22 protein-coding genes and 1 pseudogene are annotated in these 26,825 nt (G+C 54.1%); 11 read left to right on the forward strand and 12 right to left on the reverse strand.

Features of this window, described 5'->3' with window-relative positions:
• Positions 1 to 32: 32 nt before the first annotated feature.
• The 3 genes from alg8 to yaaA all read right to left on the reverse strand — a co-directional run bounded on the left by alg8 (position 33) and on the right by yaaA (position 4,505).
• A complete protein-coding gene (gene alg8 / locus AC3Y64_RS04785; protein ID WP_489986624.1) occupies positions 33 to 1,514 on the reverse strand; it encodes a mannuronan synthase in 1,482 nt (493 codons plus the stop codon).
• Between the two features lie 85 nt (positions 1,515 to 1,599).
• Positions 1,600 to 2,916 (reverse strand): nucleotide sugar dehydrogenase, encoded by a 1,317-nt coding sequence (locus AC3Y64_RS04790; RefSeq protein WP_008087506.1) that lies wholly within the window; start codon positions 2,914 to 2,916, stop codon positions 1,600 to 1,602.
• Positions 2,917 to 3,725: 809 nt separating this feature from the next.
• A complete protein-coding gene (yaaA, locus tag AC3Y64_RS04795; RefSeq protein WP_489986625.1) occupies positions 3,726 to 4,505 on the reverse strand; it encodes a peroxide stress protein YaaA in 780 nt (259 codons plus the stop codon).
• A gap of 273 nt (positions 4,506 to 4,778) precedes the next feature.
• Here yaaA and AC3Y64_RS04800 point away from each other — a divergent pair, with 273 nt between their 5' ends.
• Positions 4,779 to 5,903, forward strand: a complete 1,125-nt coding sequence (locus tag AC3Y64_RS04800) for a polysaccharide deacetylase family protein (RefSeq protein ID WP_489986626.1) — start codon at positions 4,779 to 4,781, stop codon at positions 5,901 to 5,903.
• A 337-nt stretch (positions 5,904 to 6,240) separates the two neighbouring features.
• Positions 6,241 to 7,635 (forward strand): PhoH family protein, encoded by a 1,395-nt coding sequence (locus AC3Y64_RS04805; protein ID WP_008080207.1) that lies wholly within the window; start codon positions 6,241 to 6,243, stop codon positions 7,633 to 7,635.
• Between the two features lie 200 nt (positions 7,636 to 7,835).
• Here AC3Y64_RS04805 and AC3Y64_RS04810 read toward each other — a convergent pair whose 3' ends face one another.
• The 4 genes from AC3Y64_RS04810 to AC3Y64_RS04825 form a co-directional block, all read right to left on the reverse strand.
• Positions 7,836 to 9,059 (reverse strand): MFS transporter, encoded by a 1,224-nt coding sequence (locus AC3Y64_RS04810; RefSeq protein WP_489986627.1) that lies wholly within the window; start codon positions 9,057 to 9,059, stop codon positions 7,836 to 7,838.
• A gap of 152 nt (positions 9,060 to 9,211) precedes the next feature.
• Complete coding sequence (locus AC3Y64_RS04815; protein ID WP_489986628.1) at positions 9,212 to 10,618, reverse strand: carbamoyltransferase C-terminal domain-containing protein; 1,407 nt, start codon at positions 10,616 to 10,618, stop codon at positions 9,212 to 9,214.
• Positions 10,615 to 12,447 (reverse strand): methyltransferase domain-containing protein, encoded by a 1,833-nt coding sequence (locus AC3Y64_RS04820; protein WP_489986629.1) that lies wholly within the window; start codon positions 12,445 to 12,447, stop codon positions 10,615 to 10,617. Before AC3Y64_RS04820 ends, AC3Y64_RS04815 begins: the two co-directional genes overlap by 4 nt.
• Positions 12,448 to 12,471: 24 nt before the next feature.
• Entirely contained in the window at positions 12,472 to 13,584 is a 1,113-nt protein-coding gene (locus tag AC3Y64_RS04825; RefSeq protein ID WP_489986630.1) for a SagB/ThcOx family dehydrogenase, read from the reverse strand.
• 480 nt (positions 13,585 to 14,064) lie between these two features.
• Here AC3Y64_RS04825 and AC3Y64_RS04830 point away from each other — a divergent pair.
• From AC3Y64_RS04830 to AC3Y64_RS04850, 5 genes and pseudogenes are all read left to right on the forward strand, one after another.
• Positions 14,065 to 14,313, forward strand: a pseudogene (locus AC3Y64_RS04830) (PhoH family protein); the annotation flags it as partial.
• Positions 14,314 to 14,539: 226 nt separating this feature from the next.
• Positions 14,540 to 15,013: a cyclic pyranopterin monophosphate synthase MoaC gene (gene moaC / locus AC3Y64_RS04835; protein ID WP_016985015.1), complete on the forward strand. Its 474-nt coding sequence runs from the start codon at positions 14,540 to 14,542 to the stop codon at positions 15,011 to 15,013.
• Positions 15,010 to 15,252, forward strand: a complete 243-nt coding sequence (locus tag AC3Y64_RS04840) for a MoaD/ThiS family protein (protein ID WP_397484066.1) — start codon at positions 15,010 to 15,012, stop codon at positions 15,250 to 15,252. The genes moaC and AC3Y64_RS04840 overlap by 4 nt, the downstream gene beginning before the upstream one ends.
• Before the next feature lie 3 nt (positions 15,253 to 15,255).
• Positions 15,256 to 15,708: a molybdopterin synthase catalytic subunit MoaE gene (gene moaE, locus AC3Y64_RS04845; protein WP_073473663.1), complete on the forward strand. Its 453-nt coding sequence runs from the start codon at positions 15,256 to 15,258 to the stop codon at positions 15,706 to 15,708.
• 263 nt (positions 15,709 to 15,971) lie between these two features.
• A complete protein-coding gene (locus AC3Y64_RS04850) occupies positions 15,972 to 16,748 on the forward strand; it encodes an ABC transporter substrate-binding protein (protein ID WP_489986631.1) in 777 nt (258 codons plus the stop codon).
• Positions 16,749 to 16,855: 107 nt separating this feature from the next.
• Here the strand turns inward: AC3Y64_RS04850 and AC3Y64_RS04855 are convergent, their stop codons facing one another.
• The 5 genes from AC3Y64_RS04855 to AC3Y64_RS04875 form a co-directional block, all read right to left on the reverse strand.
• Positions 16,856 to 17,482 (reverse strand): helix-turn-helix transcriptional regulator, encoded by a 627-nt coding sequence (locus AC3Y64_RS04855; protein ID WP_489986632.1) that lies wholly within the window; start codon positions 17,480 to 17,482, stop codon positions 16,856 to 16,858.
• A gap of 93 nt (positions 17,483 to 17,575) precedes the next feature.
• Entirely contained in the window at positions 17,576 to 18,703 is a 1,128-nt protein-coding gene (locus AC3Y64_RS04860; protein ID WP_489986633.1) for an NAD(P)/FAD-dependent oxidoreductase, read from the reverse strand.
• Positions 18,704 to 18,871: 168 nt separating this feature from the next.
• Positions 18,872 to 19,816: an ornithine cyclodeaminase family protein gene (locus tag AC3Y64_RS04865; RefSeq protein WP_489986634.1), complete on the reverse strand. Its 945-nt coding sequence runs from the start codon at positions 19,814 to 19,816 to the stop codon at positions 18,872 to 18,874.
• A 134-nt stretch (positions 19,817 to 19,950) separates the two neighbouring features.
• Positions 19,951 to 21,429: an ATP-dependent RNA helicase RhlB gene (gene rhlB, locus AC3Y64_RS04870; protein WP_489986635.1), complete on the reverse strand. Its 1,479-nt coding sequence runs from the start codon at positions 21,427 to 21,429 to the stop codon at positions 19,951 to 19,953.
• Between the two features lie 97 nt (positions 21,430 to 21,526).
• A complete protein-coding gene (locus AC3Y64_RS04875; protein WP_122595050.1) occupies positions 21,527 to 22,183 on the reverse strand; it encodes an alpha/beta hydrolase in 657 nt (218 codons plus the stop codon).
• Between the two features lie 468 nt (positions 22,184 to 22,651).
• On the opposite strand from AC3Y64_RS04875, the gene AC3Y64_RS04880 reads away from it, so the two are divergent.
• The 4 genes from AC3Y64_RS04880 (at position 22,652) to AC3Y64_RS04895 (ending at position 26,814) form a co-directional block, all read left to right on the forward strand.
• Entirely contained in the window at positions 22,652 to 23,683 is a 1,032-nt protein-coding gene (locus tag AC3Y64_RS04880; protein ID WP_064118413.1) for an amino acid ABC transporter substrate-binding protein, read from the forward strand.
• 66 nt (positions 23,684 to 23,749) lie between these two features.
• The gene (locus tag AC3Y64_RS04885) at positions 23,750 to 24,931 is read left to right on the forward strand and encodes an amino acid ABC transporter permease (protein WP_489986636.1); all 1,182 of its coding nucleotides are present in this window, start codon (positions 23,750 to 23,752) and stop codon (positions 24,929 to 24,931) included.
• Positions 24,932 to 24,941: 10 nt separating this feature from the next.
• Entirely contained in the window at positions 24,942 to 26,036 is a 1,095-nt protein-coding gene (locus tag AC3Y64_RS04890) for an amino acid ABC transporter permease (protein WP_158959167.1), read from the forward strand.
• 13 nt (positions 26,037 to 26,049) lie between these two features.
• Positions 26,050 to 26,814, forward strand: a complete 765-nt coding sequence (locus tag AC3Y64_RS04895) for an amino acid ABC transporter ATP-binding protein (RefSeq protein ID WP_124319255.1) — start codon at positions 26,050 to 26,052, stop codon at positions 26,812 to 26,814.
• Positions 26,815 to 26,825: the final 11 nt, after the last annotated feature.

A 26,825-nucleotide genomic window follows, 5' to 3' on the forward strand; every position in this document is an offset into this window, starting at 1 on the left:
GGCGATTTCCTTGTTAATTCAATAGGGGCGGGTCAGACCATCATCAGCAGCACGGCGACAAAAATGCTGCCGGCGGAGAAGGTCATGGTCCGAGACGACCAGGTGTTGAACCAACGTTGAAAGCTGGCGAGATCACGGGTCAGGGAAGTGGGTTGGCGTGTCCAGGATTGTTGGTCGAGGCGGAAGAACACGTAGATCTTCACCAGCGCGCCAACGATCTGGTTGTAATAAAGAATCGCTGGGTAAGCCGGGCCGATCCGGTGACCGGAGCACGACAGCAGCAGGGTCAGAATCAGGCGGGTGATGCCGATCCACAGCAGGTAAACGAGGATGAACGCGGTGCCGTATTTGAAGCTGGCGATGATCGCCACGGTCAGACCGAGCAGCGAGGTCCACATCGAAACGCGTTGATCGAACAACACCACCGAGGTGAAGGCGCCGAGGCGTTTCACACCCAGGCCCAACGCTCGCGAATTCTGGCGCAGGTTGTTGCCGTACCAGCGGAACATCAGTTTGCGGCTGGCCTTGATGAAGCTCTTTTCTGGCGGGTGTTCAACGGTGTTGATCGCCGCGTCAGGCACGTAAAAAGTGTCGTAACCCAGACGCATCAGGCTGAACCAGCTCGACTTGTCGTCGCCGGTCAAAAACTTGAAACGGCCCAGGCGCCAGTGTTGCAGCGAGTCGCTTTCAACGTCGGCGATGAATTCCGGGTTGGTCACCACGGTGGCGCGGAACACCGACATGCGTCCAGTCATGGTCAGTACGCGTTTGGACAGGGCCATCGAGCACATGTTGATGTGACGCTGGGCGAAACGCAGCTTGTGCCATTCGCTCATGATGTAGCCGCCGCGCACTTCGCAGAATTCGTTGGTGGTCAGGCCGCCGACGTTGCCGAACAGCTGGAACCACGGCACGGTCTTGCGCACGGTGCCTTCGCCGAGCACGGTGTCGCCATCGATCACGGCGACCACGGCGCGGTCGTCCGGCAGGTGACGGGAGATCGCGCGGAAACCATAGGCCAGACCATCGCGCTTGCCGGTGCCGGGAATGCGCACGAAGTCGAGCTTCACGCGTTCAGGCGGATTCATCCGCGCCCACATTGCCTTGACCAGCAGCTCATCGGACATTTCGACGATCGAGCAGACCACGGTGGTCGGCAGTTCGCAGTCGATGGCTTCGCGGATCACCGAGCTGTAGACCTGCGCCGTGGTCAGCGCGTCGATTCGGAAACTGGTGACCATCAGGAACACATGCGACGGATCCGCCGCTTTACCCAGCTTGCGCACTTTGCGGCGCAGGTGCGGGTAAACGATGTAGAGAAAAATCATGCCGCGCACAAAGTGCGTTGCACCCATCGAGTAGCGCCAGATACCCACGGCGCCAATCAGGAAAATGAAGTCCTTCGACTCGGAGTCGAATGTGGACGTGGGCAGCATCAAGGCCAGGCCCATCAGCAGACTGAGATAAAAAAGCCAGCCGGCTGATTGCAGAAAAAAATGTTTGAGCTTGCTCATCAGCGTCATCCGAAGGTGATGGAGGCTTCAAGCCGCAAGCGTGGTGCTTTTGCTTGCGGCTTGAAGCTTGAGGCTTGCTGCTGCCTTACCAGCAAATGCCTTCGGTACGGGTGCCAGCGTCGGTGGCCTTGGCCATGAAGCCGACCAGGTCGATGACCTGCTTGCCGTGCGGCGCCTGCTGGGCCAGCGCACGGAATTTCTCGTCGCGGTTACCGAGGATGATCACGTCGGAGTTGTCGATCACCGAATCGAAGTCCGCGTTGAGCAGGGACGATACGTGCGGGATTTTCGACTCGATGTAGTCCTTGTTCGCGCCGTGAACACGGGCGTACTCGACGTTGCTGTCGTAGATGCTCAGGTCGTAACCCTTGCCGATCAGCATCTCGGCCAGTTCAACCAATGGGCTTTCGCGCAGGTCGTCGGTGCCAGCCTTAAAGCTCAAGCCAAGCAGGGCGACTTTGCGTTTGTCGTGGCTTTCAACGATGTCGAAGGCGTTCTGTACTTGCGATTCGTTGCTGCGCATCAGCGAGTTGAGCAGCGGTGCTTCGACGTCCAGGGAACCGGCGCGGTAGGTCAGGGCGCGCACGTCTTTCGGCAGGCACGAACCGCCGAAGGCGAAGCCCGGGCGCATGTAGTACTGGGACAGGTTGAGAGTCTTGTCCTGGCAGACCACTTCCATCACTTCACGACCGTCGACGCCGACGGCCTTGGCGATGTTGCCGATCTCGTTGGCGAAGGTCACTTTGGTCGCGTGCCAGACGTTGCAGGTGTACTTGATCATCTCGGCAACGGCGATGTCCTTGCGGATGATCGGGGCGTCGAGTTCTTCGTACAGCGATTGCAGAACGTCGCCCGAAGCCTTGTCGAACTCGCCGATGACGGTCATCGGTGGCAGGTCGTAGTCGGCAATGGCGGTGGATTCGCGCAGGAACTCAGGATTGACCGCAACGCCGAAGTCGACGCCAGCCTTTTTGCCCGAGCAGTCTTCGAGAATCGGGATCACCACGTTGGCAACAGTGCCCGGCAGAACGGTGCTGCGCACAACGATGGTGTGGCGGGTGGTTTTTTCACGCAGAACAAAACCGATCTCGCGGCACACGGCCTCGATGTAGTTCAGTTCCAGGTCGCCGTTCTTCTTGCTCGGCGTACCGACGCAGATCATCGACAGGTCAGTGTCACGAATCGCTTCGGCGAAGTTGGTCGTGCCACGCAGACGACCGGTCTGGATACCCTGTTGCAGAAGTTCGCCCAGGCCCGGTTCAACAATGGGGGATTTGCCAGCGTTGATCATGTCGATCTTGTCTTTGGCTACATCGACGCCAACTACGTCATGGCCCCGTGCAGACAGGCAACCGGCACATACTGCGCCAACGTAACCCAAACCAAATATGCTGATGCGCATCGCAATTACCTCTGTATATATCAGGCCTTAGAAGGCCGGAGTTAATGGTGTTCAGCGGTCACTAGTGCACTCGAAAGTGCGGCTTACAGGCGCCACAATGCCGTGTGCAGGCATACTAAGTTCCGAGTGTCTAAATAAGTGCACTCAAGATGTGCGCAACCAGGCCTTGTAGTTATGACTTGCCCTGTTATGCAGCGGATCTTCTTTGTGGAAGACTCTGGTGCATTGGTCTTATGCGCTCGATGTCGGGCGAAAGGCCCGTGGATCAAGCGGTTGGGTGCTCAGGCGAGCACGTTTATAGGGGCGCGGCCATGGCCTTGTAGGGGATATTAATGCTGCCTATCTCCTGTCCTTCAGTGTGGTTTCAGACTAGTTAGTCATCTAGGCAAGTTGCTGTGACAACTTGGTTACATGGCTTTTTGTCCTACGTAAGTTATCTCGTACAAACTCGGCGAGAATCGTTACCGGTGGTATGAGCTACGCATTTGGACATAGTTCCTGTCCGCTCATCGCGCCATCTGAAATTTCTTGAAATATTGACAAAGATGGCACTGGTCTCAATTTGATAGCACTTTCCGTTTCGCCCTTTATTGATAGGGAGATACTAGCGGTAGATAGTTTTGTGCCACTACTGAGAAAAAATTTAGGTGCCACTACTGAAAAAAATGATCAGTGTCGAGTGAAACTAATCTTAGAAAGGACAGGGAAAGATTTCTGACGCCATTAAAATGGCGAAAACTGGCGAGGGATTTTTGACATCGTGCGAGGTGCACGACTCTATATAGAAAGAGTCGTGCATTAGGCATGCTTTATTCGGGGGCGTGGTCGCGCAGAAATACCAGATTGTCGGGTTTCGATTGCTCGGCACTGAAGCGATAACCCTGCACATCGAACTGCTTGAGCTGCGCCGGATCGTTGATTTTTTCCTGAATCACGAAACGGCTCATCAGGCCCCGCGCTTTCTTGGCGTAGAAGCTGATGATCTTGTACTGGCCGTTCTTCTGGTCCTTGAACTCGGTGTTGATGATCCGCGCGTTCAGCGCGCTGCGTTTGACCGCCGAAAAGTATTCGTTGGAGGCGAGATTGAGCAGCACGTCGTCGCCCTGGTCCGCCAGCGCTTCGTTCAGCCATTCGCTGATACGCGTACCCCAAAAGGCGTAAAGGTCTTTGCCACGGGCGTTGGCCAGCTTTGTGCCCATTTCCAGGCGATACGGTTGCATCAAGTCCAGCGGACGCAGCAGGCCATAAAGACCGGAGAGCATGCGCAGGTGTTTTTGCGCGTAGTCGAAATTGCCTTCGCTGAAGGACTGCGCGTCGAGGCCGGTGTAGACGTCACCCTTGAAGGCGAGCAGGGCCTGCTTGGCGTTCTCCGGGGTGAACGCGGGCGTCCAGCTGCCGAAACGCGCAGCGTTGAGCCCGCCGATCTTGTCGGACACGTGCATCAGTTCGCTGATCTGCGCCGGCGTGAAGTCGCGCAATTGCTGGATCAGTTCCTGAGAATGGTCGAGGTATTGCGGCTGAGTGAAGCGCTGGGTCGCCGGCGGTGTTTCATAATCGAGGGTCTTGGCGGGGGAAATCACCATCAGCATGAAGTCGTCTCCTTTAATCGTGGGGGCGATTCTAGGGGGTTGTCGGTGTTGACTCCAGCTATCAAGCCCATAGGTGATCGACGGCTTGGCGATGATCGTTCCCACGCTCTGCGTGGGAATGCCGCCTGTGACGCTCTGCGTCACCGTCGAGCTGGACGCGGAGCGTCCGGGGAGGCGTTACCACGCAGAGCGTGGGAACGATCATCCGCGGCTAAGGGGAATCGTGCCGGATCAGCTATAGTGCCGCGCGGGTTTTGTTACGGAGACATCCCTTTGCGCATTGTTCTTTTATTCACCGCGTGGCTGTTGAGCTTCGGTGCCGTGGCGGCGCCTGGCGATGCGGCGACGCTGGATCGCAGCACCTGGCCTGAACAGCTCAGCAACCCGACCCTGTTTGACGTGGCGTCCCGGGCAGAAATCCTCATGTTCGCCCGTGGCCTGCTCGGCACCGAGTCGATTGACGAAGCTGCGCTGGCTCAGCGACTTGGCCTGCGCACGATCAATATCGACGCGGTCAACAGCCTGCGTCAGCAACTCTGGCAGCGTTTGTTGGCCAACTACAACTACGCCCAGCAAAGCTGCGATCAGGATGCCTCGTTCTGCTTTCTCGTCGAAGACCTGCCGACCTTGCGTGAGCAAGCCGCCAAGTTCGTGGTCAGCGACGACAGCTATTACACCAAGTGGGCCGAGCCGAGCCGGATCTTCCATTTGCAGTACCTGGACGAGTTGATGCGCAAGGCCGCGCTGTCGCCGCAGACCAGCAATGAATTCGATCGTTTCGGCGACTACGAGCGCAACGGCGACGAGATGCACGACCGGCTGTTTCTGCTGACCTTCGACAGCGCCGCGAACCTGCAACCGGACAATACCGAATGGCTCACCGAGTACCTGCGCAAGTCGAACCTCAGTGGCACGTTCTTCGTGTTGGGCAAGGATATTCAGGCGCGGCTGGCCGATCGTTCGGTCACCAGCCTGCAGGCCGGCTTCTCGAAACAGTGCGTCGGTGTGCAGGGTTGGGAGTTCCGCTCTCACAGTCACTGGCAGGACTGGCAGGATTCAGTGCGCCGCAGCGCCGATCTGGTAAAGACCAAACTGCCGGAAAACTACGTGCCGCTGTTCCGCCCGCCGGACGGTCAGCGCCGCAGTGACGCACAAGGTTTCTTCAACACCCAGGGCCTGCAAGTGGCTCTGTGGGACATCGATGCCCAGGACGGCGCCGGCAAACTCAAGGGCGCGCCGAGTGCGCAACGGGTGCTGACCCTGATGCTGTTGTGGCGTCACGGGGTGATCAATTTCAACATGAAGCAGGACGCGGTGAAGACCTCGTTGCCGTGGCTGATCACACAAACCGCGCAGAGCGGCATCGGTTGGGAAGACTGTCAGGACGCGTTTCGCTGAGAAACGGCAAAAGCCCGGAAACATTGGGCTTGGGGTGATTTTTTAAGAGAATTTGCTGCAGGTGGACTTCCGACTCTAACGGTGTCGACGGAGTCCGCCAAGGGCTTTTCGTCACTTTGCAAAATAAACTTAAAAAAACCGTCAAAGTACTTTTTTATGTCATCGGTTTTGGAGTATTACGAAGACAGACCGCCGAAACCTGCAACACAGGTGGCGTCTTCCAAGACCCGTTTGTTTGCAGTCACTTGAATCTCCGCAGGTGAGATTTCGGCAGTCACTTCGAGGCGCAGCACCGCTCAGGTATTGCGTCTACTGGCTCTGACATAGGTGACCGAGTATGGATGATCACGGACGTAGCCCTTCCTCCAACCAGCCAATCCTGTATGTACTCGATACCAACGTATTGATTCACGATCCAAACGCCCTGCTGAATTTCGAAGAACACCACGTCGCGATCCCGATGACCGTGCTTGAAGAGCTGGACAAGCTCAAGAGCGGGCATCACAGCGTGGCCGCTGAATGCCGTCAGGCCATCCGGTTGATCGACAAGACCCTGGGCGATGCGTCCCCGGAAGATGTCGAACTGGGTGTGCCGATCCAGCGCGGCAAGGGCGGGCCGAAAGGCTTGCTGTCAATTCTGATGAGCAAGCAGGCTGAATCGAACCTGATTCTGCCCGAGCACCTGAACGACAACAAAATCATCAACCAACTGATCGACCTGCACACCCGTGAGCCGAAAAAACCGGTGGTGCTGGTCACCAAAGACATCAACATGCGCCTCAAGGCGCGCGCTTGCGGTATTGCATCCGAGGACTACAGCACCGACCAACTGGTCGACGACGTGTCCCTGTTGCCCAACGGCTACCACAACATGACCGGCTCATTCTGGGACCGCGTGAGCAAGGTCGAAACCCGTCAGGACCACGGCCGCACCTGGCACCAGGTACAACTGATCGACAACCTGCCGGCCGTTCACATCAACGAGTTCATCATTGATGAACAGGGCTTCGTCGGCTGGATCAAGGAGATTGAAGAAGACCGCCTGCTGATTCTCGACCTGCATCAGGAACCGCTGCTGCACCAAGAGGCGTGGGGGCTCAAGCCACGCGACATTTATCAGAGCCTGGCGCTGTATGCGCTGCTCGACCCGGACATTCATCTGGTCAATCTCTCCGGTGCCGCCGGCTCCGGTAAAACCATTCTGGCGCTGGCCGCTGCGATCGAGCAGACCATGGTCAGCAAACGCTATCGCCGCATCATTGCCACCCGTAGCGTGCAGGGCCTCGACCAGGAAATCGGCTTCTTACCCGGTACCGAAGCGGAAAAAATGGAGCCGTGGCTGGGCGCCATCACCGACAACCTCGAAGCCTTGCACATGGATGACGAAAACACCCATGGCAGCGTCGATTACATCCTCAGCAAAGTGCCGTTGCAGTTCAAATCGCTGAACTACATTCGTGGTCGCAGCTTCCAGCAGAGCCTGATCCTGATCGACGAATGCCAGAACCTCACCCCGCACCAGATGAAAACCATCATCACCCGTGCCGGCGCCGGTTCCAAAGTGGTGTGCCTGGGCAACCTCGCACAGATCGACACCCCTTACTTGTCCGCGACCAGTTCCGGGCTGACCTACCTGACCGAACGCTTCAAGGATTTCCCCAACGGTGTGCACATTACCCTGCAAGGGGTGCCTCGCTCGATACTGGCGGAATACGCTGAAACCCATTTGTAACTGCATCACAACCAAAACCGGGCGGCCTTTAAAGCCGCCCGGTTTTTAACCGCTGCCTTTATTTTGAATTAATCATGCCTGTACTCCTAACCGCCCTTTGAAAGTCTATTATCTGTATATTTTATAAATCTAAATTTACAATCCTCCAACCTTCCAAAACCAAGGCAGTAGAGTTTTGCGCTGATTATTTTCGGAACTATTTATTCGTTTACGATGCGACTTGTCTCTGCGGAAAAAATGTCGCGGTATTTTATGTGTAAAAACGCACCTAGCAATATGGCGCTAGCACCTGAAGAAACAAGAACACCTCCGATTGACAAGAACGTTGAAAGCCATGCCCCGAAAATTGGTCCTGTAATCATAAATATCAACATCAAACTGCGGCTGGAAGCTGATACTGTTCCCAGATTAGATAGAGGGCAGTATTTTTGAAGGGTTACGCCAAACCCTAAAGATGTTAATCCATAGGCATATCCAGCAATGGAAAATACTAGTATTAGTAATGCTAGTGTTGTCATATTGCCAGGTTCCTTTAATAATCCCGCTATTACTACCATCACACCGAACGTAAATAGGGAGAAAGTTGAGCAGAAGAAGATTTTATGGGGATAAACTAATTTAAAGCTCAAGCCTGCAATAATTCCACCTAGTGCGGTGGAGCTAACGACAACTCCAAATACGTATTCGTCAAGCCCCAAGTTTTTTATATGCAGACTCAGTAGCGAGTCATAGCATCCCAGTACAGCAGATTGGATTAAGGCACAGATAAAAAATAGTTGTGTGGATGGGCCGGAGCTTAGTAATACTTTCAAGGCCTTGAAACTGCCAAAGGACCGCTTATCAGATGTGTGTATGTTTTTTTGCCGGTTACTCATCGAAAGAAAAATCACGCAGAATATCCCTAGCAGTGAGAAAAGCGCGGAAATTAAAAAGCCATACGCTTTATCTGACATGCTTGCAATAACACCTGCAGCTAAAGGTGAGCAGACCTTGATAAATTGATCCATTACCGTGATTAGTGAAATATTACTGATCAATTCTTTGTTTGTGAGAAGCTTCCTCGTCAAGATAATTTCTGCCGCACCAGACCCAAGGTTCGATACGCCCTTAAAGAAGACTAATGTTAAGAAAACAGATTCAGAGTTTGCTCCAAATAGAAGGCAGGCAACGATAAATCGAAAGGTGAAACTTATTAGTAAAAATTTTATAGGGCTAGTATGGTCTGCTAACGTACCAATTAATGGCCCCAGGAAAAGTGCTGGTAAGCCATACATTGCCGCAGCATATCCCAAAGTTTGTGGGGACGCGTCATATGTGAATGTAAGGACAGTGAAAATTAAAATAAAGTCCACCCAGAGTGTTACAGAGCTACTAAATCTCACTCCACAAAGATAACCGTATCCTTTCACTTGGGGAACGCTCACTGCGCTATCCCCTTGGAGTGGTACATTACGTCATCTACAACAAAGGTGGATATATTGTTAGTTGAGCAAAATAACTCAAGATCTGAGAGTTTGTTTATAAAACCTTTGCCTTTGAAATTCAGTGAAGTATTGCAAAGAACGCTGACGCCCGACTATTTTTTGAACTCCAGTAGTAGATTGTACATTTTATTGTTATCTTGAAAGCTGACGGTCTGAACTCTTGCTGTTCCATCGACGTGAGTAATTGCTTTAAGTCGTTTGTCAATTACATGATGAAATGACAGCATGAATTTACTTTGAGTGCAGTTTTCAAAGTAAAGCCTTGCATCTTCCTCTATGCAGATAGGTGCTACTGGGCGATAGTGTTCTCTTTTTTTTATGGAGTTAAGCTTTTCAGTTGTTTTCGCAGAAAATGGTGCCGCTATTATTGATCTATTGCCGAGGGCCCTAGGGCCTATTTCACAATTTCCCTGTACCCAACAAATAATTTCTCCAGCAATAAGCGCTTCGCACACATGTTCGAGTACCAATGGACTTGGTGAAAATGAGGAGTTTTTTGTGGGGTTGAGGATGAAAGTTTGTCCTGAATATACGGACCATTCAAGTTTTGCTTTACCAGTTAATAAGTTTTGGGCAATGGCGGACGCCCCGATGCCGACGCCAGTGTCATTTGTGCAAGGTGGAATAAAAACCCCATCGAATAATTCGGAGGTTTCCCATTTTTTGTTCCAATCACAGTTCAAGCCACAGCCGCCTGCAATTAAAAGCGGAAGCTTTTCTGTAATGTGTGTACTGATGAAATCATAAAACTCGCTAAAAAGCTTGTCTGATAGCTTTCTTGCCAGGTTGCAAAATTTCGCTGTGTTGACGCCTATGTTGTAATAGCCGCTATCTTTTAGGTCAAATTTGTTTAATGTGTCTATTGCCGATTCGCAGTTCATAATGTAGTCAATAACCGTTGACTCAAATGCATCTGGTTCACCATTTGTTCCAAACGCAGCTAATGCCATCATTTTTCCCGCATCACCGAGTCTGCAATATCCTTTTTTCAAATTAAAAGTTGGATCGGCTATGCCGAAGGTAAATGCATAGCGAAGGCCTGGTCCTTGCAGAATATTGCCTATAGTTTGAATCGACATGTCCGGGTTGATTTTATAAAAATTGCCTATGAAGCCTTCCCAAAGTAATACGTAGCACGATGTTTTGTCCGCATATGGGGATAAGGCATAAGAGGCAAATATATGTGATATTTCATGGCTGCAGTTTATCCACGCTATATTTTTTCCACCGAAAGTACAGATTGATTGTTCGACATCTAAGCCAATATAACCGCCTTCAGTTGGGTGATTTCTGGGGTCCATACCTTCAGCCCATCCGCTTACAGCGATTGCGTCGAGATCTTCTATGTTTTGAACTGCGTGGGTTATTGCTGAACTCAGGGAAAGCGGAGCGTACCTATTGCCGCCATTCTTTTCCGACTCATAGCTGAAAATTAATTTTCCATTTTCAATGAGACATATGTGACCGTCATGACCCGTGTTTACGCCTAGTATTTTCATTGTTGTTTCCTTATGGGTTTTAACCAGAATAGGTACATTTCACTGAAAAAATTTGGGTTAAGGGTTTCGAATAACTCCCAAGCGCCAAAAAGAGAGCCCATGTTCGAATGCTCGTTGAATTTTCTAAACGCAGGGGATTTGTTTTGTTCTTCCTTTTCAAAGCCTGCAAACTCACAGTCTAAAATTCTTATAAGTGAGCGAATGTCACGGGTTGTGAACGTTTTCTCCAGGGGATTGAAAAGTAAATCCATGCACCCACTTCTACTATAGAAGTCTTGTGAGTTAACTATTTCCCTTATTCTTTTGTATTTGTAGTTTTGAATTGATAAATTTCGTATTTTTTCTAAATTGCTCGGTGCGTAAGGTATTTCGTTTTTAGACGCAAGGTTGGCTAAGTCTGCAATAGGAACTCTAGCGTATGTGCTATACAGTCCTATTTTAGCAATGCCACCATTTTCGAGTGCTGAGAGAATTACTTCGCATCCTTTCAAAGGATCTTGTAAGTGATGCAGAACTCCAATGCACTCAATAAGGCTGAATTTCATATTTAGAGAGGGAATATTATTTATGTCGCCGCAGATGAATTTCAAGTTTTGAATGTTATATTCGTGTCTCTTTTGTGTGGCATATTGCAAACTTGCTTTGCTAATATCCAGTCCTAAGATTTCTGTGTGCGGATAAGTTAAGGCGAGTTGAATTGCGTGACGCCCAGTTCCACATCCTGCGACTAATATGTTGTTGCTTGGTGGTGCTTGCTTTAGGTTTAGCTTTTTGAAAAGCTCATCAAGTGTCGATTCAGAATGTTTTGGTTTGGATGTCCAGGTTGGGTACGGATTTGATTCATAAAAACTCTGAATAGGAGTTTCGCTTTCCAGGATGGCAGGGAGTGTAGTTTCATTGTTTTGTTTTTGAGTGATCCGGTAATCCAAATGGTTTTGATTTTTTAATTGGTTTTTAGAAGGTTCGTCTGAGTAAGATTCCAGTATTAATTGTGCGGCAATTTTTATTGCTGGTGACTCTTTTAGGTATTTGTCTTTTAGTTTTTCAACGTTTGACATCTCTTCTTTGTCAGTCAGATAGATGAAATCATTTAGTTCGCATTGTTTTTTTAGGGCTCGGAGGAAGATTTGGTGTATTGGTTTGTAGTTGTTGTTGAGTATGGATTCTATAAGTTTTTTTCTTATGCTTATAATAGTTTCCTCTATGATGTGGTTGGAAATGAGTCTGCTACTTAAAAATTCTAATGCGATTGGATCTGATTCAATTATGTCCAGAGCTAGTGTGGCGTAGTCTTCTTTTGCACGTGTAATTTTTTCAAGTTTGAGTGCCAGCTGAGAAAAATACACTCGGGATAGTGCGTCAGTGTCTATTCCTTCTGTGTTAAAAAGTGCCACTAGGCTGGCGAATGTTGCCGCGTCAAACGAGGTCAGGTGCAACGACTGAAGTAATTCAAGATAGTTAAAGGCAACTCTGCTTTTTGTGAAGCCTTCTATTTTTGCGGCTGATTGGTATGTCCAAAGTGCAGCATTGTTTTTTCCATTTTTTTCTTGTATGGATGCTAGGTTTTGATGAAACTTAAGTTTGTCCGCTGCTGAAGCCTCTGGTAAGTTGCAAGCCAGCTTGTAAAGGCGTTCCGATTTGTTTTTTTCACCCAGTTCTTCGCATAAAGCCGCAAAATTGTTCAACGCTTTTACGTTTTTTGAATCTTTTTTAATACTCAATTCGTATAGTCGGGCAGCTACTTTAAGCTCGTTGTTTTTAAAATTAAAATCCGCCATTTTTCTTATTTTTTCGGAGTATTCTTTTTTTCTCAACGTATCATCGTGCATGCGAGCACCTAAGGCTAATTTGTTTTATTTTACTGCCTTCAAAAGTTTTGCAACTCCGGGGCTAAGAGGATCTTGCAGGCCATGTCCGCCGGCTAAAACAAATAACGAATGTTCATTGAATCCATCAATCTTTATAAGTTCATTTAGTAGGTTGTCTATAAAATATCCCGTTAGCCAAGTGTTAAGTTTGTGAGCTGTGGCTACAAGATTGAATGTCTGAGATAAATGTCCAACATCCATTAAAGCTGATCTATAAGCACGTGAATGTGGGTATTTCCACCAAAGCTTATCAAATCGCGAACTCATTACTATTAGAAAGGCCGCTTCCACTGCGAAGTTTTGATGGCATAATATCTGTGTCAGATCGGCGTTTATTCCACTATCCAATTTTGTTAACACGTGCTGGTGGGACCTATAGTGATAGATCCCTCTCTCTAGATTGCTAACATTTAAAGCAATCAAGTATGCCTCGGTTGCTTGCAAGCACCCGGCACTTGGTGAGGATCTACGATAGCCAACAGTTGAAATACCGCGCTCAGCGAGATTTTTTTTATGTGAGTCGCCGTGAATCTTTCCGAATGTAGTGAATAAAATATTAGATACAGTTTCCAGAGGGACAGACTCACCATTGAAATTTCGAGTTGTTGTCCTCTCCCATAAGCTTTTCTTTAGGCTATAGGTGTCAATTGCGTCAATGTTCAAAGGCGGGAGTTTGATTAACTCTCCTTCTCGTTCAATGTCGAGGTTTGGGGCTCTTTCTGCGATGCTTTTGCAGAAGTCCACATAGCCTATCTCATTGTTTTCTTCAGTGTTTGTCAGGTCGCTCGGAAAGTTGTGATTGCTTCCAAAATGAAATATTTTTGAAATAGGGTCCCAACCCCAAGGACCATTAGCTTTTTGTGTATTTTGATACTTTTCGGCTTTTTCGCCTATTAGTAATATCTCTGCTTCAATCAGTATTTCATCCTCCGGTTTCGATGTATAAGGCATGCCAACTAATTCGTTGAGCTCGAAAATTCTGTCAAGATATCGTCGTTCGAATATTTCGTACTGTTCACCTGTTGCCAAGTTCCATAATCCGAAAACTCCTTCATTCAAGGTAATTGTCAGATTTTCATTAACATTGAACTCACTCATCTTCACGTGCTCCGTAAAAGTTATGCCGAGGGAGTCTGGTGGCTCCCTCGACATTGGCCGAGATTAACTGGCTAGTTTTGATTCAGGTTTTGCTGGTGTAATTAGAATGTTGTAAGCGTTATTGGAAAGAGCTGTTAATCGAGTTTGCAGATTTGCTTTGCGCATAATAAGAACCTCTTGAGTTTTAGTCTGTTTGGATTGAAGTCATAGGACTTCATTTGCGAAGCTAGTCGCGTTGTATTTGCTAGTCAATAACTGGGCTTGTAGGATGGTTCGTGGCTGGGTGCTTGATAAGTCTTACACTGAATTCCTACTGGTAACTATTTTGTTAAGCTAATCAATTTATTGCGGTTATGCATTTCAACTACATTCGCTTCGATGCATTCTGAGAAAGTCTTAATCGGTAGTATTTAGTTACGTAATGGCTACCTTGGGGGCGGCGTCAGCCAATTCCAAAACAAATGGGCCAACAGGAGGAGAATCCTGATCGACGAATGCCAGAACCTTACGCCGCACCAGATGAAAACCATCATCACCCGTGCCGGCGCCGGTTCCAAAGTTGTGTGCCTGGGCAACCTCGCACAGATCGACACCCCTTACTTGTCCGCGACCAGTTCCGGGCTGACCTACCTGACCGAACGCTTCAAGGATTTCCCCAACGGGGTGCACATCACCCTGCAAGGGGTGCCTCGCTCGATACTGGCTGAGTACGCTGAAACGCATTTGTAACCCTTCACCCAAAACCGGGCGGCCCAGCAGCCGCCCGGTTTTTTATGCCAGCAGACAAACCAAATGTAGGAGCTGCCGAAGGCTGCGATCTTTTGATCTTGTTTTTAAAAATCAAAGTCAAAAGATCGCAGCCTTCGGCAGCTCCTACACGAAGAACACCACATTCGTGCGTGCGGAAATTTGACCTGCAGGTTTACAATCCCCGCTCCTGATCAGGAGTAATCCCGTGCTGACTCATCTCGATTCCCAAGGTCGCGCCAACATGGTCGACGTCACCGAAAAAGCCGTGACGTTCCGTGAAGCGACGGCCCAAGCGCTGGTGCGCATGCTCCCCGAAACCTTGCAGATGATCGTCAGCGGCGGCCATCCCAAGGGTGACGTGTTCGCCGTGGCGCGCATTGCCGGCATTCAAGCGGCGAAGAAAACCAGCGATCTGATTCCCCTGTGCCACCCGCTGATGCTCACTGGCGTCAAAGTCGAACTCAGCGCCGATGGCGAAGACACCGTGCGCATCGTCGCCCGCTGCAAGCTGTCCGGGCAGACCGGCGTCGAAATGGAAGCGCTGACCGCCGCCAGCGTCGCCGCCCTGACCATCTACGACATGTGCAAAGCCGTCGATCGCGGCATGACCATCGAAAGCGTGCGTCTGCTGGAGAAAGTCGGCGGCAAGAGCGGGCACTTTCAAGCGGAGCAGCCATGAACCTGACCGTGAAGTTTTTTGCCCGTTACCGTGAAGCGCTGGGCGTCGATTCGGTGAAGGTTGAAGGTGATTTCGCCACCGTCGATGACGTGCGTGCATTGCTCGTGCAACGGGATGGTGCGGAAGTACTGAGCGAGCAGAACCTGATGTGCGCACGCAACGAAGACCTCTGCCAGCTCGACGAGCCGGTGGTCGATGGCGACGAAGTGGCGTTTTTCCCCACCGTGACCGGAGGCTGAGCCATGGCGATTCGTGTGCAGGCCACGCCGTTCGATCCGGGCGCTGAAGTCAATGCGATGCACGCGGCCAACGTTGGCGTCGGCGCGGTGGTGAGTTTTGTCGGCTACGTGCGCGACTTCAACGACGGGCTGGATGTGGCGGGGATGTTCCTCGAGCACTATCCGGGTATGACCGAAAAAGCCCTCGGCAAAATTGCTGTTGAAGCCGAACAGCGCTGGCCATTGCTGAAGCTGGAAGTGTTGCATCGCATCGGCGCGCTGGAGCCGGGCGAGCCGATCGTATTCGTCGGCGCCGCCAGCGCCCATCGCCAGGCCGCCTTCGATGCCTGCGCATTTGTCATGGACTATCTGAAAACCCGTGCACCGTTCTGGAAGAAAGAAAACACCAGCGACGGGCCGCGTTGGGTTGAAGGGCGGGACAGTGATCATGCAGCGGCCGATCGCTGGAACAAGTAAGTCCTCTAGCGCCTTCAAATCCGCTATCGCTGGCAAGCCAGCTCCCACAGGATCTTTGGTGTACACAAAATCTGTGTACGACTCGATCACTGTGGGAGCTGGCTTGCCAGCGATGGGGCCCTCTGCAACACCCAAAATCTCTCTTTTCTTTAATTGACGATATGTACCTGCGAGTCCAATATGGATTTATAAGTACAAAAAAGCATTGCCTCCCGTTTCAGCTCTTTCTTGCCAAACCAACAACAACCCGCGAGAGAACGAACATGAAGAAACTCCCCCTCATCACCGGTCTGGCCCTGAGCCTGTTGGCCTCGGCCAGCGTGTTCGCCGCCGAGCAAACCCTGCGCATCGGCATCGAAGCCGCTTATCCGCCATTCGCCTCGAAAACCGACAAAGGCGAAATAGTCGGTTTCGACTACGACATCGGCAACGCCCTGTGCGCGCAGATGAAGGTCAAGTGCGTGTGGGTCGAAGGCGAGTTCGACGGTCTCATTCCTTCGCTGAAAGTGAAGAAGATCGACATGGCGCTGTCCTCGATGACCATCAACGAAGACCGTAAGAAGTCGGTGGATTTCAGCCACAAGTACTACTTCACTTCGTCGCGTCTGGTGATGAAGGACGGCGCGACAGTCGACGATCAATACGCCAGCCTCAAGGGCAAGAACGTCGGCGTACAGCGCGCGACCACGACTGATCGCTACGCCACCGAGGTGTTCGAACCCAAGGGCATCAACGTCAAGCGTTACAGCAACAACGAAGAGATCTACATGGACCTGGCGGCGGGACGCCTCGATGCGATCTTTGCCGACACCATTCCGTTGAATGACTTTCTGTCGATGCCACGCGGCAAGGGCTATGCGTTTGTCGGGCCTGAGTTGAAGGATCCGAAGTACGTCGGCGAGGGTGCGGGGATTGCAGTGCGCAAGGGTAATGCCGAACTGGTCAGCCAATTGAATGGTGCGATTGATGGCATTCGCGCGAGTGGCGAATATCAGAAGATTTCCGAGAAGTATTTCAAGTCTGATATCTACGGCGACTGATAGTCCGCCATCGCTGGCAAGCCAGCTCCCACAGGGATTAGCGGCGTACACAAAACCTGTGGGAGCTGGCTTGCCAGCGATGGGGCCAGATCGGTCAACGCAAATTTCTAGCCCTTCATTTCCTTCAAATGCTTGTACACCGTCGCTCGCCCCATGTTCAGCACATTGGCCACATAGTTGGAGGCGCTTTTGCCCTTGAACGCGCCCTCGGCGTGCAGCGCCAGCACCAGTTCGCGTTTGTGATCGCGGGTCAGCACGTTCAGGCTCAGTTGCCGCTCGCGCAGCCAAGCGTGGAGAAAGGTGTTGATGCGTTCCTGCCAGTCATCGCGAAACAGTGAGTCCGGTTGCGGGATCAGTTTGCTTGGCGACAAGAACAGGTCCAGCGCAGCCTTGGCATTCTCGAACAGCGAAATATTCAGGTTGATGCACAGCACTGCCAGCGGCAGACCGTCGCTGTCGCGCAGGACGCTGCTCAGGCTGCGAATCTTCTGACCGTCCCAGTTAAGCTTTTCGTACGGCCCGATATTCCGGTCGCTGACATCCTCGCTGAGCATGTCTTCCAAGGAAGAGTCGTCACCGATCTCGCGCTTGGACAAGTTGTTGGCGATGTAATCGACCTTCTGCGTGCGCAGATCGTGCAGCACCACTTCGGCGTGCGGAAAGAACAGCGTGGCGATGGCATCGGCGATGGCACGGAAATTATCCAGGGCCGGGTCGAATTCAGGGGCGGTCATGACAGTGGAACTCCAGGCAGCGTCAACGCCTCCGTGATCAGGAGGCGCTGCGAGTGTGCCGCAATCCGTTGGGCGCGTCATCCGGGTGGGCGATCAGGCGAGGCGTGCAGGGGCGAGCATGGCGCTGCTCAGGCCGAAGTCACGCAAGTGCTCGGGCAAAGGCTCGCCACGCACCAATGCCGCACTGGCCTGGCCCATCGCCGGCGAAGTCTGGATGCCGTAGCCACCCTGCGCAGCAACCCAGAACAACCCCGGCACCTGCGGATCGAAACCGCTGAGCAGATCACCGTCCGCGACAAAACTGCGCAGACCGGCCCAGGTGCGGGTCGGGCGGCGGATGGTCAGCGTGGTGGCTTCTTCGATCTGGTAGATGCCCATGGCGATGTCGAGTTCTTCCGGTTGCACGTCGTGGGGTTCGACCGGGTCGGCGTTGGCCGGTGAACCGAGGAACATGCCGGCGTCGGGCTTCATATAGAAGGACTCGTCGAGGCTGACGAGCATCGGCCAGTGATGAATGTCGACGCCTTCGGGGCCGGCGAAAATGAACGCGGCGCGGCGTTTCGGTTGCAGGCCCAGCGGCTTGGCGCCGGCCAGTGCGCCGATCTTGTCGGCCCAGGCGCCGGCGGCGTTGATGAGCACTGGCGCGCTGAAGGTCTGGCCGTTGGTTTGTACTTGCCAGAGACCGTCGGTATCGCGACTCAGACCGAGTACTTCGCAATCAGTATGGACTTCACCGTTGTTGCGACGGATGCCGCGCAGGTAACCCTGGTGCAAGGCGTCGGTGTCGATGTCGCTGGCACTCGGGTCGTAGATCGCACCGTGGACTTTTTCCCGACGCAGGATCGGCAGCCGCGCACAGGCTTCGTCGGCGCTGAGCCGTTGCATTTCCGGCACCGTGGCTTTGGCGCTGAGGTATTGGTTGTTCAGTTCGGCGGGGTCACCGGTGAAGTCCACGGTCATTTCGCCGCGCGGGGTCAGCAATGGATGTTCACAGAAACCACTTGGCGGGTTGTCGAAAAACGCTCGGCTGGCCTGGGTCAGTGCGCGCACTTGCGGCGTGCCGTAGGCGGCGGTGAACAGCGCAGCGGAGCGGCCGGTGGAGTGATAGGCCGGGTGCGATTCACGTTCGAGCACGATCACTTTGCCGTGGGGCGACAGCCAGAAACCGGTGGAAGCGCCGGCAATCCCGCCGCCGATGATGATGAAATCTGCCTGGCTCATGAAAAACTCCAAAGCTATCGTGGTTCTCTGGGGATCTGTCATTGGCAACTCCCCATTGGAATGCGATCCCTGTAGGAGCTGCCGGAGGCTGCGATCTTTTGATCTGGTTTTTTAAGATCAAGATCAAAGATCGCAGCCTTCGGCAGCTCCTACAGGGGATTTATGGTGTTAGTGGGTTAGGTGGTAAACCGCATTGGCGAGGGCAATGTCTTCCAGGCCCAAGCCGATTGAGCGGAAAAACACGTGACGGTCGTAACCCGGGCGCTGGACTTTCTCGCTGAGCAAGTCGGCCAGATCGCCAACAATCGAATCCTGGCTCCAGCCATGCTGCTCAGCGGCAATCAACATCTCACCCGCCGACCCCGGCGTGGTCAGACGATAGTCGCAGAACACTTGCATGTCGTTGAGACTCTGCGGCGGCACTTCGTGGGCGCGCGGGGCGTTGGTGCTGATCGAGGTGATCAGCGCCGGTTTACTCAGCTCAGCCGGATCGATCACCGGCCCCGCTGACGAGGTGCAAAGCATGATCACGTCAGCGTCGGCGAGGGCGGCTTCACGGCTGTCAGTGATCTTCAGGTTGGGGGTGATAGCTTTCAACAAGGCCTGGGTTTGCGCGTCGGCGGACAGGCTCGGCGAATACAGACTGATGCTCTGCCATTCACGCAGGGACTTCACGTAATGCAGATGCGCCTGGGCAACCTTGCCGCTGCCGATGATCGCCAGCCGCGAGGCATTTAACGGCGCGAGGGCGTCGACCGCCACGGCGGTGGTCGCGGCGGTGCGCGCGGTGGTCAGTTCGCCGGCATCACAGAGCAGCAGCGGCTGACCGGTTTTCATCGACATCAACAGCGTCCATGCCGTCACCAGCGGGCCTTGCTCGCGCACGATGTACGGCGAAGTCTTTACGCCGTAGATGCCATCCTCGGCCAGCACTCCCAGATAGTTGATGAAGTCGCCGGCGCCCTGTGGGAACTCCACCAGTTGCTGCGCCGGCTGCACGGCGTTACCCGCTGCAAGATCTCGGAACAGTTTGCGCAGGATCTGCGGCACATCAATGCGCGCCAGCAGCTCGCGGGCCTGATGGTGGTCGATCACGTAGGGCGTACTGGACATGTCAGGCTCCGGAGTCTGGGTCTAAACTAATTTGTCCATTATGGACTTTTAGTCGTCTCTCGCAAGCACCTGTCAAATGCCGGGCAAAAAAAAGCGCAGTCCGTTGCCGGCTGCGCTTTTCATTTAAACGTCGCCTACTGTGGACGTTTGCGCTCTACCGCACGCAACAGATGCGTCGGTGGCGTTTCACAGCTGATCTTGCGACCGAGCTTTTCTTCGATGGACGGCAACTGATAGGAGTCGTCTTCACCGGCGAAGCTGATCGAAACACCGTCGGCGCCCGCACGACCGGTGCGGCCGATGCGGTGCACGTAGTCGTCCGGGACTTCCGGCAGGGTGAAGTTGATCACGTGGCTGATACCGTCGATGTGGATGCCGCGACCAGCGACATCGGTGGCGACCAGCACGCGGATCTTGCCTTCGCGGAAACCTTCCAGGGTCTTGATGCGTTTGTGCTGCGGTACATCGCCGGACAGTTGCGCAGCATTCACACCGTCGCGCACCAGACGCTCTTCGATGCGGCGAACTTCGTCCTTGCGGTTGGCGAAGACCATGACCCGCTCCCAACCATTATCGTTGACCAGGTTGTAGAGCAGTTTGTACTTGTCGGCCCCGGCCACGGCGTAGATGTGTTGCTCGACGTTTTCGCTGGCGACGTTAGTGACTTCGATTTCGACGATCGATGGATCGGTCGTCCATTGCTTGGCGAGGTTCATCACGTCTTCGGTGAAGGTCGCGGAGAACAGCAAGGTCTGGCGCTCGGACTTCGGCGGCGTCTGCCGAATGATCTGCCGTACTTGCGGGATGAAGCCCATGTCGAGCATGCGGTCGGCTTCGTCCAGCACCATCACTTCGACCATGTCCAGATGCACATCGCCGCGCTGGTTGAAGTCGAGCAGACGGCCCGGAGTGGCGACGAGAATGTCGCAATGGCGCGCTTCGAGGTGCTTGAGCTGTTTGTCGAAGTCCATGCCACCGACAAACGTCATGACGTTGAGGCCGGTGTACTTGGTGAGGTCGGCAGCATCCTTGGCGATCTGCACCACCAGCTCGCGGGTCGGCGCGATGATCAGCGCACGGGGTTCACCCATGTAGCGTTCTTTCGGCGGCGGTGTTTGCAGGAGCTGAGTGATGATCGAGATCAGGAACGCGGCGGTCTTGCCGGTACCGGTCTGTGCGCGACCGATGGCGTCTTTGCCGGCGAGGGTGAAACCCAGCACCTGTGCCTGAATCGGCGTGCAATAAGGAAAGCCCAGATCCTGGATGGCATGCATCAGCTCTGGCGACAGCTTGAAATCGTGAAAACGGGTTTTGCCTTCCTGCGGCTCGACGACGAAGTCTTCGAGTTTCCACGGAATGACCGGAGCCTTGGGCTTCGGTTCGCGGCGTGGCCGGGCCGGTTTCGGCGCTTCGCTGCGCGCAGGTTCGGCGGCGATGGCGGTTTCCGGGGCAGGTGTCGATTGTTGCTTCGGTGCCGCTACGGGAGCGGGGCGGTCGGCCTGCGGTGCATCGTTGCGATGACCGGGGGCGTGCGACGGCGCACTGGGAACTGGCGCGAGCTGCTCAGCCTCGCTTTTACCGAACATTTTCTTGAGTGCTTTGAGCACGGTCATCTCATCAATTGATTAAGGAATGTACGCCGGCCAGTGTAATGCAAGAATCGGGCGCGGCGTAGGGGGAGGGATCAAAGGGTGATTTTAAACACGACGCTTAGCGCAAGCGTTCGCTCAACCAGACACCGATGTCGCGAATTTCCTCGGGTAACACTTCGTGCTCCATTGGGTATTCCTGCCATGTCACGGTGACACCATGCTTCACCAAATGCTCATAGGCACTGCGGCCCATCGAGTTCTGCACCACGCCGTCGAACTGGCCATGCAGACAAATCGCGGGAATGCGCTGCTGACTGGCTGACAACTCCAGCTCATCGCTGAAGGTCGGCGCATACGTCGACAGGGCCAGTACGCCCCCCAACGGTCCCTGCCATTTCACAAACGCGGTGTGTAAAACCACCGCGCCACCCTGGGAAAACCCCGCGAGGAAAATCCGCGAGGCGTCTATTCCGCTGGCGCGCTCGTTTTCGATCAATTCGATGATGCGGTCGGCGGACGCTTCCAGCTCATCGCGATCGATCGCTCGCGCCGGGCTCATGGCCTTGATGTCGTACCAGCTCGGCATGGCATATCCGCCATTTATCGTCACCGGACGTGTTGGCGCCTGCGGCAAGACAAAACGCGTGCTTAGCAGGCTTTCCTGCAGCGCCTCGGCCACCGGCAGGAAGTCGTAGCGGTCGGCGCCGAGGCCGTGCAGCCAGATCACGCAGGCGTCTGCGGGTTTAACAGGCTGAAGAATCAAGGGCTCGGTCATGGCTGCTCCAAATATGTGCGGGCGCTCTCAATGAGTGCGTGATTTGCGTGCGCGCCCGGTTGATCCGTTAAGAAGATGTCGCAAGGGTACAAGTTTTGCTATTGACCTGTCGCTCAAACGCTTCAGCGGCCGGTGTGGTACGGGCTTTGCTATGGCTTCCAGCGTGCAACCGATCCCGCCCCTGGCGGTAACACTATCAGTGTACCCCTTGGGACGGGATGCAAAGAATCCGGTGATGGATGTTCGCCAATGGCCGCTACGGGCTTAGCGAACGTGAAAGGGCTACAGCCCGTTCGGCCGATTGGTGAGAAGTGAGTTGTCCATGATGTGGATTTTCTCCTGAAAGACTCATAGCGAAGGTCCTGACGTCGGTTGACCCCAAAAAAAGCCAACACGGGTCAACAACGCCTCAAAAGGGTGCGACTGGACTCAAGCTCCGACACAACAAGAGCAAAACTGGAGGTTTGAATGAAGATGTTGAAATCCACCCTGGCGATCGTGACTGCAGCAACAGTACTCGGCGTCAGCGGGTTCGCTCAGGCGGGTGCAACCCTGGATGCAGTGCAGAAGAAAGGTTTCGTGCAATGTGGCGTGAGCGACGGTCTGCCGGGCTTCTCGGTACCGGACGCCACCGGCAAGATCCTCGGGATCGACGCTGACGTTTGCCGTGCTGTGGCCGCTGCCGTATTCGGCGACGCCAACAAGGTCAAATTCAGCCAGTTGAACGCCAAGGAGCGCTTCACCGCGCTGCAATCCGGCGAGATCGACATTCTGTCGCGCAACACCACCATGACCAGTTCGCGTGACGCGGGCATGGGCCTGAAATTCCCGGGCTTCATTACCTACTACGACGGCATCGGCTTCCTGGTTAACAACAAGCTGGGCGTGAAAAGTGCCAAAGAGCTGGACGGTGCAACCATCTGCATCCAGGCCGGTACTACCACCGAGCTGAACGTTTCCGACTACTTCCGCGGCAACGGTCTGAAATACACCCCGATCACTTTCGACACCTCCGATGAAAGCGCCAAGTCGCTGGAATCCGGTCGTTGCGACGTGCTGACCTCCGACAAGTCCCAACTGTTCGCCCAGCGCAGCAAGCTGGCCTCGCCGAAGGACTACGTGGTTCTGCCGGAAACCATTTCCAAAGAACCACTGGGCCCGGTCGTACGTAACGGCGACGACGAGTGGCTGGCCATCGTGCGTTGGGTTGGCTACGCGCTGCTCAACACCGAAGAAGCCGGCATCACTTCGAAGAACGTCGAAGCCGAAGCCAAGTCGACCAAGAACCCGGACGTCGCCCGTATGCTCGGCGCTGACGGCGAGTACGGCAAAGACCTGAAACTGCCGAAAGACTGGGTTGTGCAGATCGTCAAACAAGTCGGCAACTACGGCGAAATCTTCGAGAAAAACCTCGGCAAGAGCACTCCGCTGGAGATCGACCGTGGTCTGAACGCCCTGTGGAACAACGGCGGCATTCAGTACGCACCACCAGTGCGCTAATGGTTCTATCGCCCGGCGGGCCAACCGCCGGGTGATGTTCTTGTTCCATTTTTTCCGGGGCACTTCATGCGAAATTCAATCGGCGCACCAAAGCAGAGGCTCAGCCTCAGCGATCCACGAGTGCGTGCGTGGCTATTCCAGATCATCACCATCGTGGCGGTGGTCTCGCTGGGCTGGTACTTGTTCGACAACACGCAAACCAACCTTCAGCACCGGGGCATTACCTCCGGTTTCGACTTTCTGGAGCGCAGTGCCGGATTCGGCATCGCTCAACACCTGATCGACTACACCGAAGCGGACAGCTATGCCCGCGTCTTTGTCATCGGTCTGCTCAACACCCTGTTGGTGACGGTGATCGGCGTGGTTCTGGCGACGATCCTCGGTTTCATCATCGGTGTGGCGCGGCTGTCGCAGAACTGGATCATCAGCAAACTGGCGACCGTGTACGTGGAAGTCTTCCGCAACATTCCGCCGCTGCTGCAGATTCTGTTCTGGTACTTCGCGGTCTTCCTGACCATGCCAGGGCCGCGCAACAGCCATAACTTCGGTGACACTTTCTTCGTCAGTAGTCGTGGCCTGAACATGCCGGCCGCACTGGCTGCCGACGGTTTCTGGGCGTTCATGATCAGCATTGTGGTGGCCATCGTCGGCATCGTGCTGATGTGCCGCTGGGCCAACAAACGCTTTGAAGCGACCGGCGTGCCGTTCCACAAGTTCTGGGTCGGGCTGGCGATTCTGCTGGTGATCCCGACCTTGTGCGCATTGATCTTCGGCGCGCCGCTGCACTGGGAAATGCCCGAGCTCAAAGGTTTCAACTTCGTCGGCGGCTGGGTGCTGATCCCGGAACTGCTCGCGTTGACCCTCGCCCTGACGGTGTACACCGCAGCGTTCATCGCTGAGATCGTGCGCTCCGGGATCAAGTCGGTCAGCCACGGCCAGACCGAAGCGGCGCGTTCGCTCGGCCTGCGCAACGGCCCGACCCTGCGCAAGGTGATCATCCCGCAAGCCCTGCGCGTGATCATTCCGCCGCTGACCAGCCAATACCTCAACCTGGCGAAAAACTCTTCGCTGGCAGCCGGTATCGGTTACCCGGAAATGGTTTCGCTGTTTGCCGGCACCGTGCTCAACCAGACCGGTCAGGCGATCGAGGTGATTGCCATCACCATGAGCGTTTACCTGGCGATCAGTATCAGCATTTCCCTGCTGATGAACTGGTACAACAAGCGCATTGCGCTGATCGAGCGGTAAGGAAAAGCGCATGAGTACTCATACTTTCAAACCCGACATGCCCCCACCGAACAGCAGCATCGGCGTGGTGGCGTGGATGCGCGCGAACATGTTCTCCAGCTGGCTCAACACCCTGCTGACATTGTTTGCGTTTTACCTGATCTACCTCGTCGTGCCACCGATCCTCAGTTGGGCAATCATTGATGCCAACTGGGTCGGTACCACCCGCGCCGACTGCACCAAGGACGGCGCTTGCTGGGTGTTCATCCAGCAGCGTTTCGGCCAGTTCATGTACGGCTACTACCCGGCAGATCTGCGCTGGCGCGTCGACCTGACCGTGTGGCTGGCGGTCATCGGTGCGGCGCCATTGTTCATTTCCCGTGTCCCGCGTAAAGCGATCTACGGGCTGAGCTTCCTGGTGCTGTACCCGATCATTGCTTTCATCCTGCTGCACGGCGGTTTCGGTCTGACCAACGTGGCGACCAGCCAATGGGGCGGCCTGATGCTGACCCTGGTGATCGCCACTGTCGGTATCGCCGGCGCCTTGCCGTTGGGGATTGTGCTGGCGCTGGGCCGTCGTTCGAATATGCCGGCAATTCGGGTGGTCTGCGTGACCTTCATCGAGTTCTGGCGCGGCGTGCCGTTGATCACGGTGCTGTTCATGTCCTCGGTGATGCTGCCGCTGTTCCTGCCTGAAGGCATGAACTTCGACAAGCTGCTGCGGGCGCTGATCGGCGTGATCCTGTTCCAGTCGGCCTATGTGGCTGAAGTGGTGCGCGGCGGTCTGCAAGCGATCCCCAAAGGTCAGTACGAAGCGGCTGCGGCGATGGGCCTCGGTTACTGGCGTTCGATGGGCCTGGTGATTCTGCCGCAAGCCCTGAAGCTGGTGATTCCCGGCATCGTCAACACCTTCATTGCGCTGTTCAAGGACACCAGCCTGGTAATCATCATCGGCCTGTTTGACCTGCTCAACAGCGTCAAGCAAGCCGCTGCCGATCCGAAATGGCTGGGCATGGCCACCGAAGGCTACGTGTTCGCCGCCCTGGTGTTCTGGATTTTCTGTTTTGGTATGTCGCGCTATTCCATGCATCTGGAACGCAAGCTCGACACTGGCCACAAGCGTTAGGAGTTCTCTGTAAATGAGCGAAGCAATCAAAAAGCCAGTGGGCCCTGAAGGCATTATTCAGATGCAGGGCGTCAACAAGTGGTACGGCCAGTTCCACGTGCTGAAAGACATCAACCTCAACGTCAAACAGGGCGAGCGTATCGTCCTGTGCGGCCCGTCGGGTTCCGGCAAGTCCACGACGATTCGCTGCCTCAATCGTCTGGAAGAGCACCAGCAGGGCCGCATCGTCGTCGACGGCGTGGAACTGACCAACGACCTCAAGCAGATCGAAGCGATCCGCCGCGAAGTCGGCATGGTGTTCCAGCACTTCAACCTGTTCCCGCACCTGACCATTCTGCAGAACTGCACCCTGGCACCGATGTGGGTTCGCAAGATGCCCAAGCGCAAGGCCGAGGAAATCGCCATGCATTATCTGGAGCGCGTACGCATTCCGGAGCAGGCGCACAAGTATCCGGGGCAACTGTCCGGCGGTCAGCAGCAGCGTGTGGCGATTGCCCGCGCACTGTGCATGAAGCCGAAAATCATGCTCTTCGACGAACCGACTTCAGCACTGGATCCGGAGATGGTGAAAGAGGTACTCGACACCATGATCGGTCTGGCGGAAGACGGCATGACCATGCTCTGCGTAACCCACGAAATGGGCTTTGCCCGGACTGTGGCGAACCGTGTGATCTTCATGGACAAGGGCGAAATCGTTGAGCAAGCGGCGCCGAACGACTTCTTCGATAATCCGCAGAATGAGCGGACGAAGTTGTTCTTGAGTCAGATTTTGCATTGATCTGACCTACG

Source organism: Pseudomonas sp. 4CAES_32.4 (genome assembly GCF_058136335.1).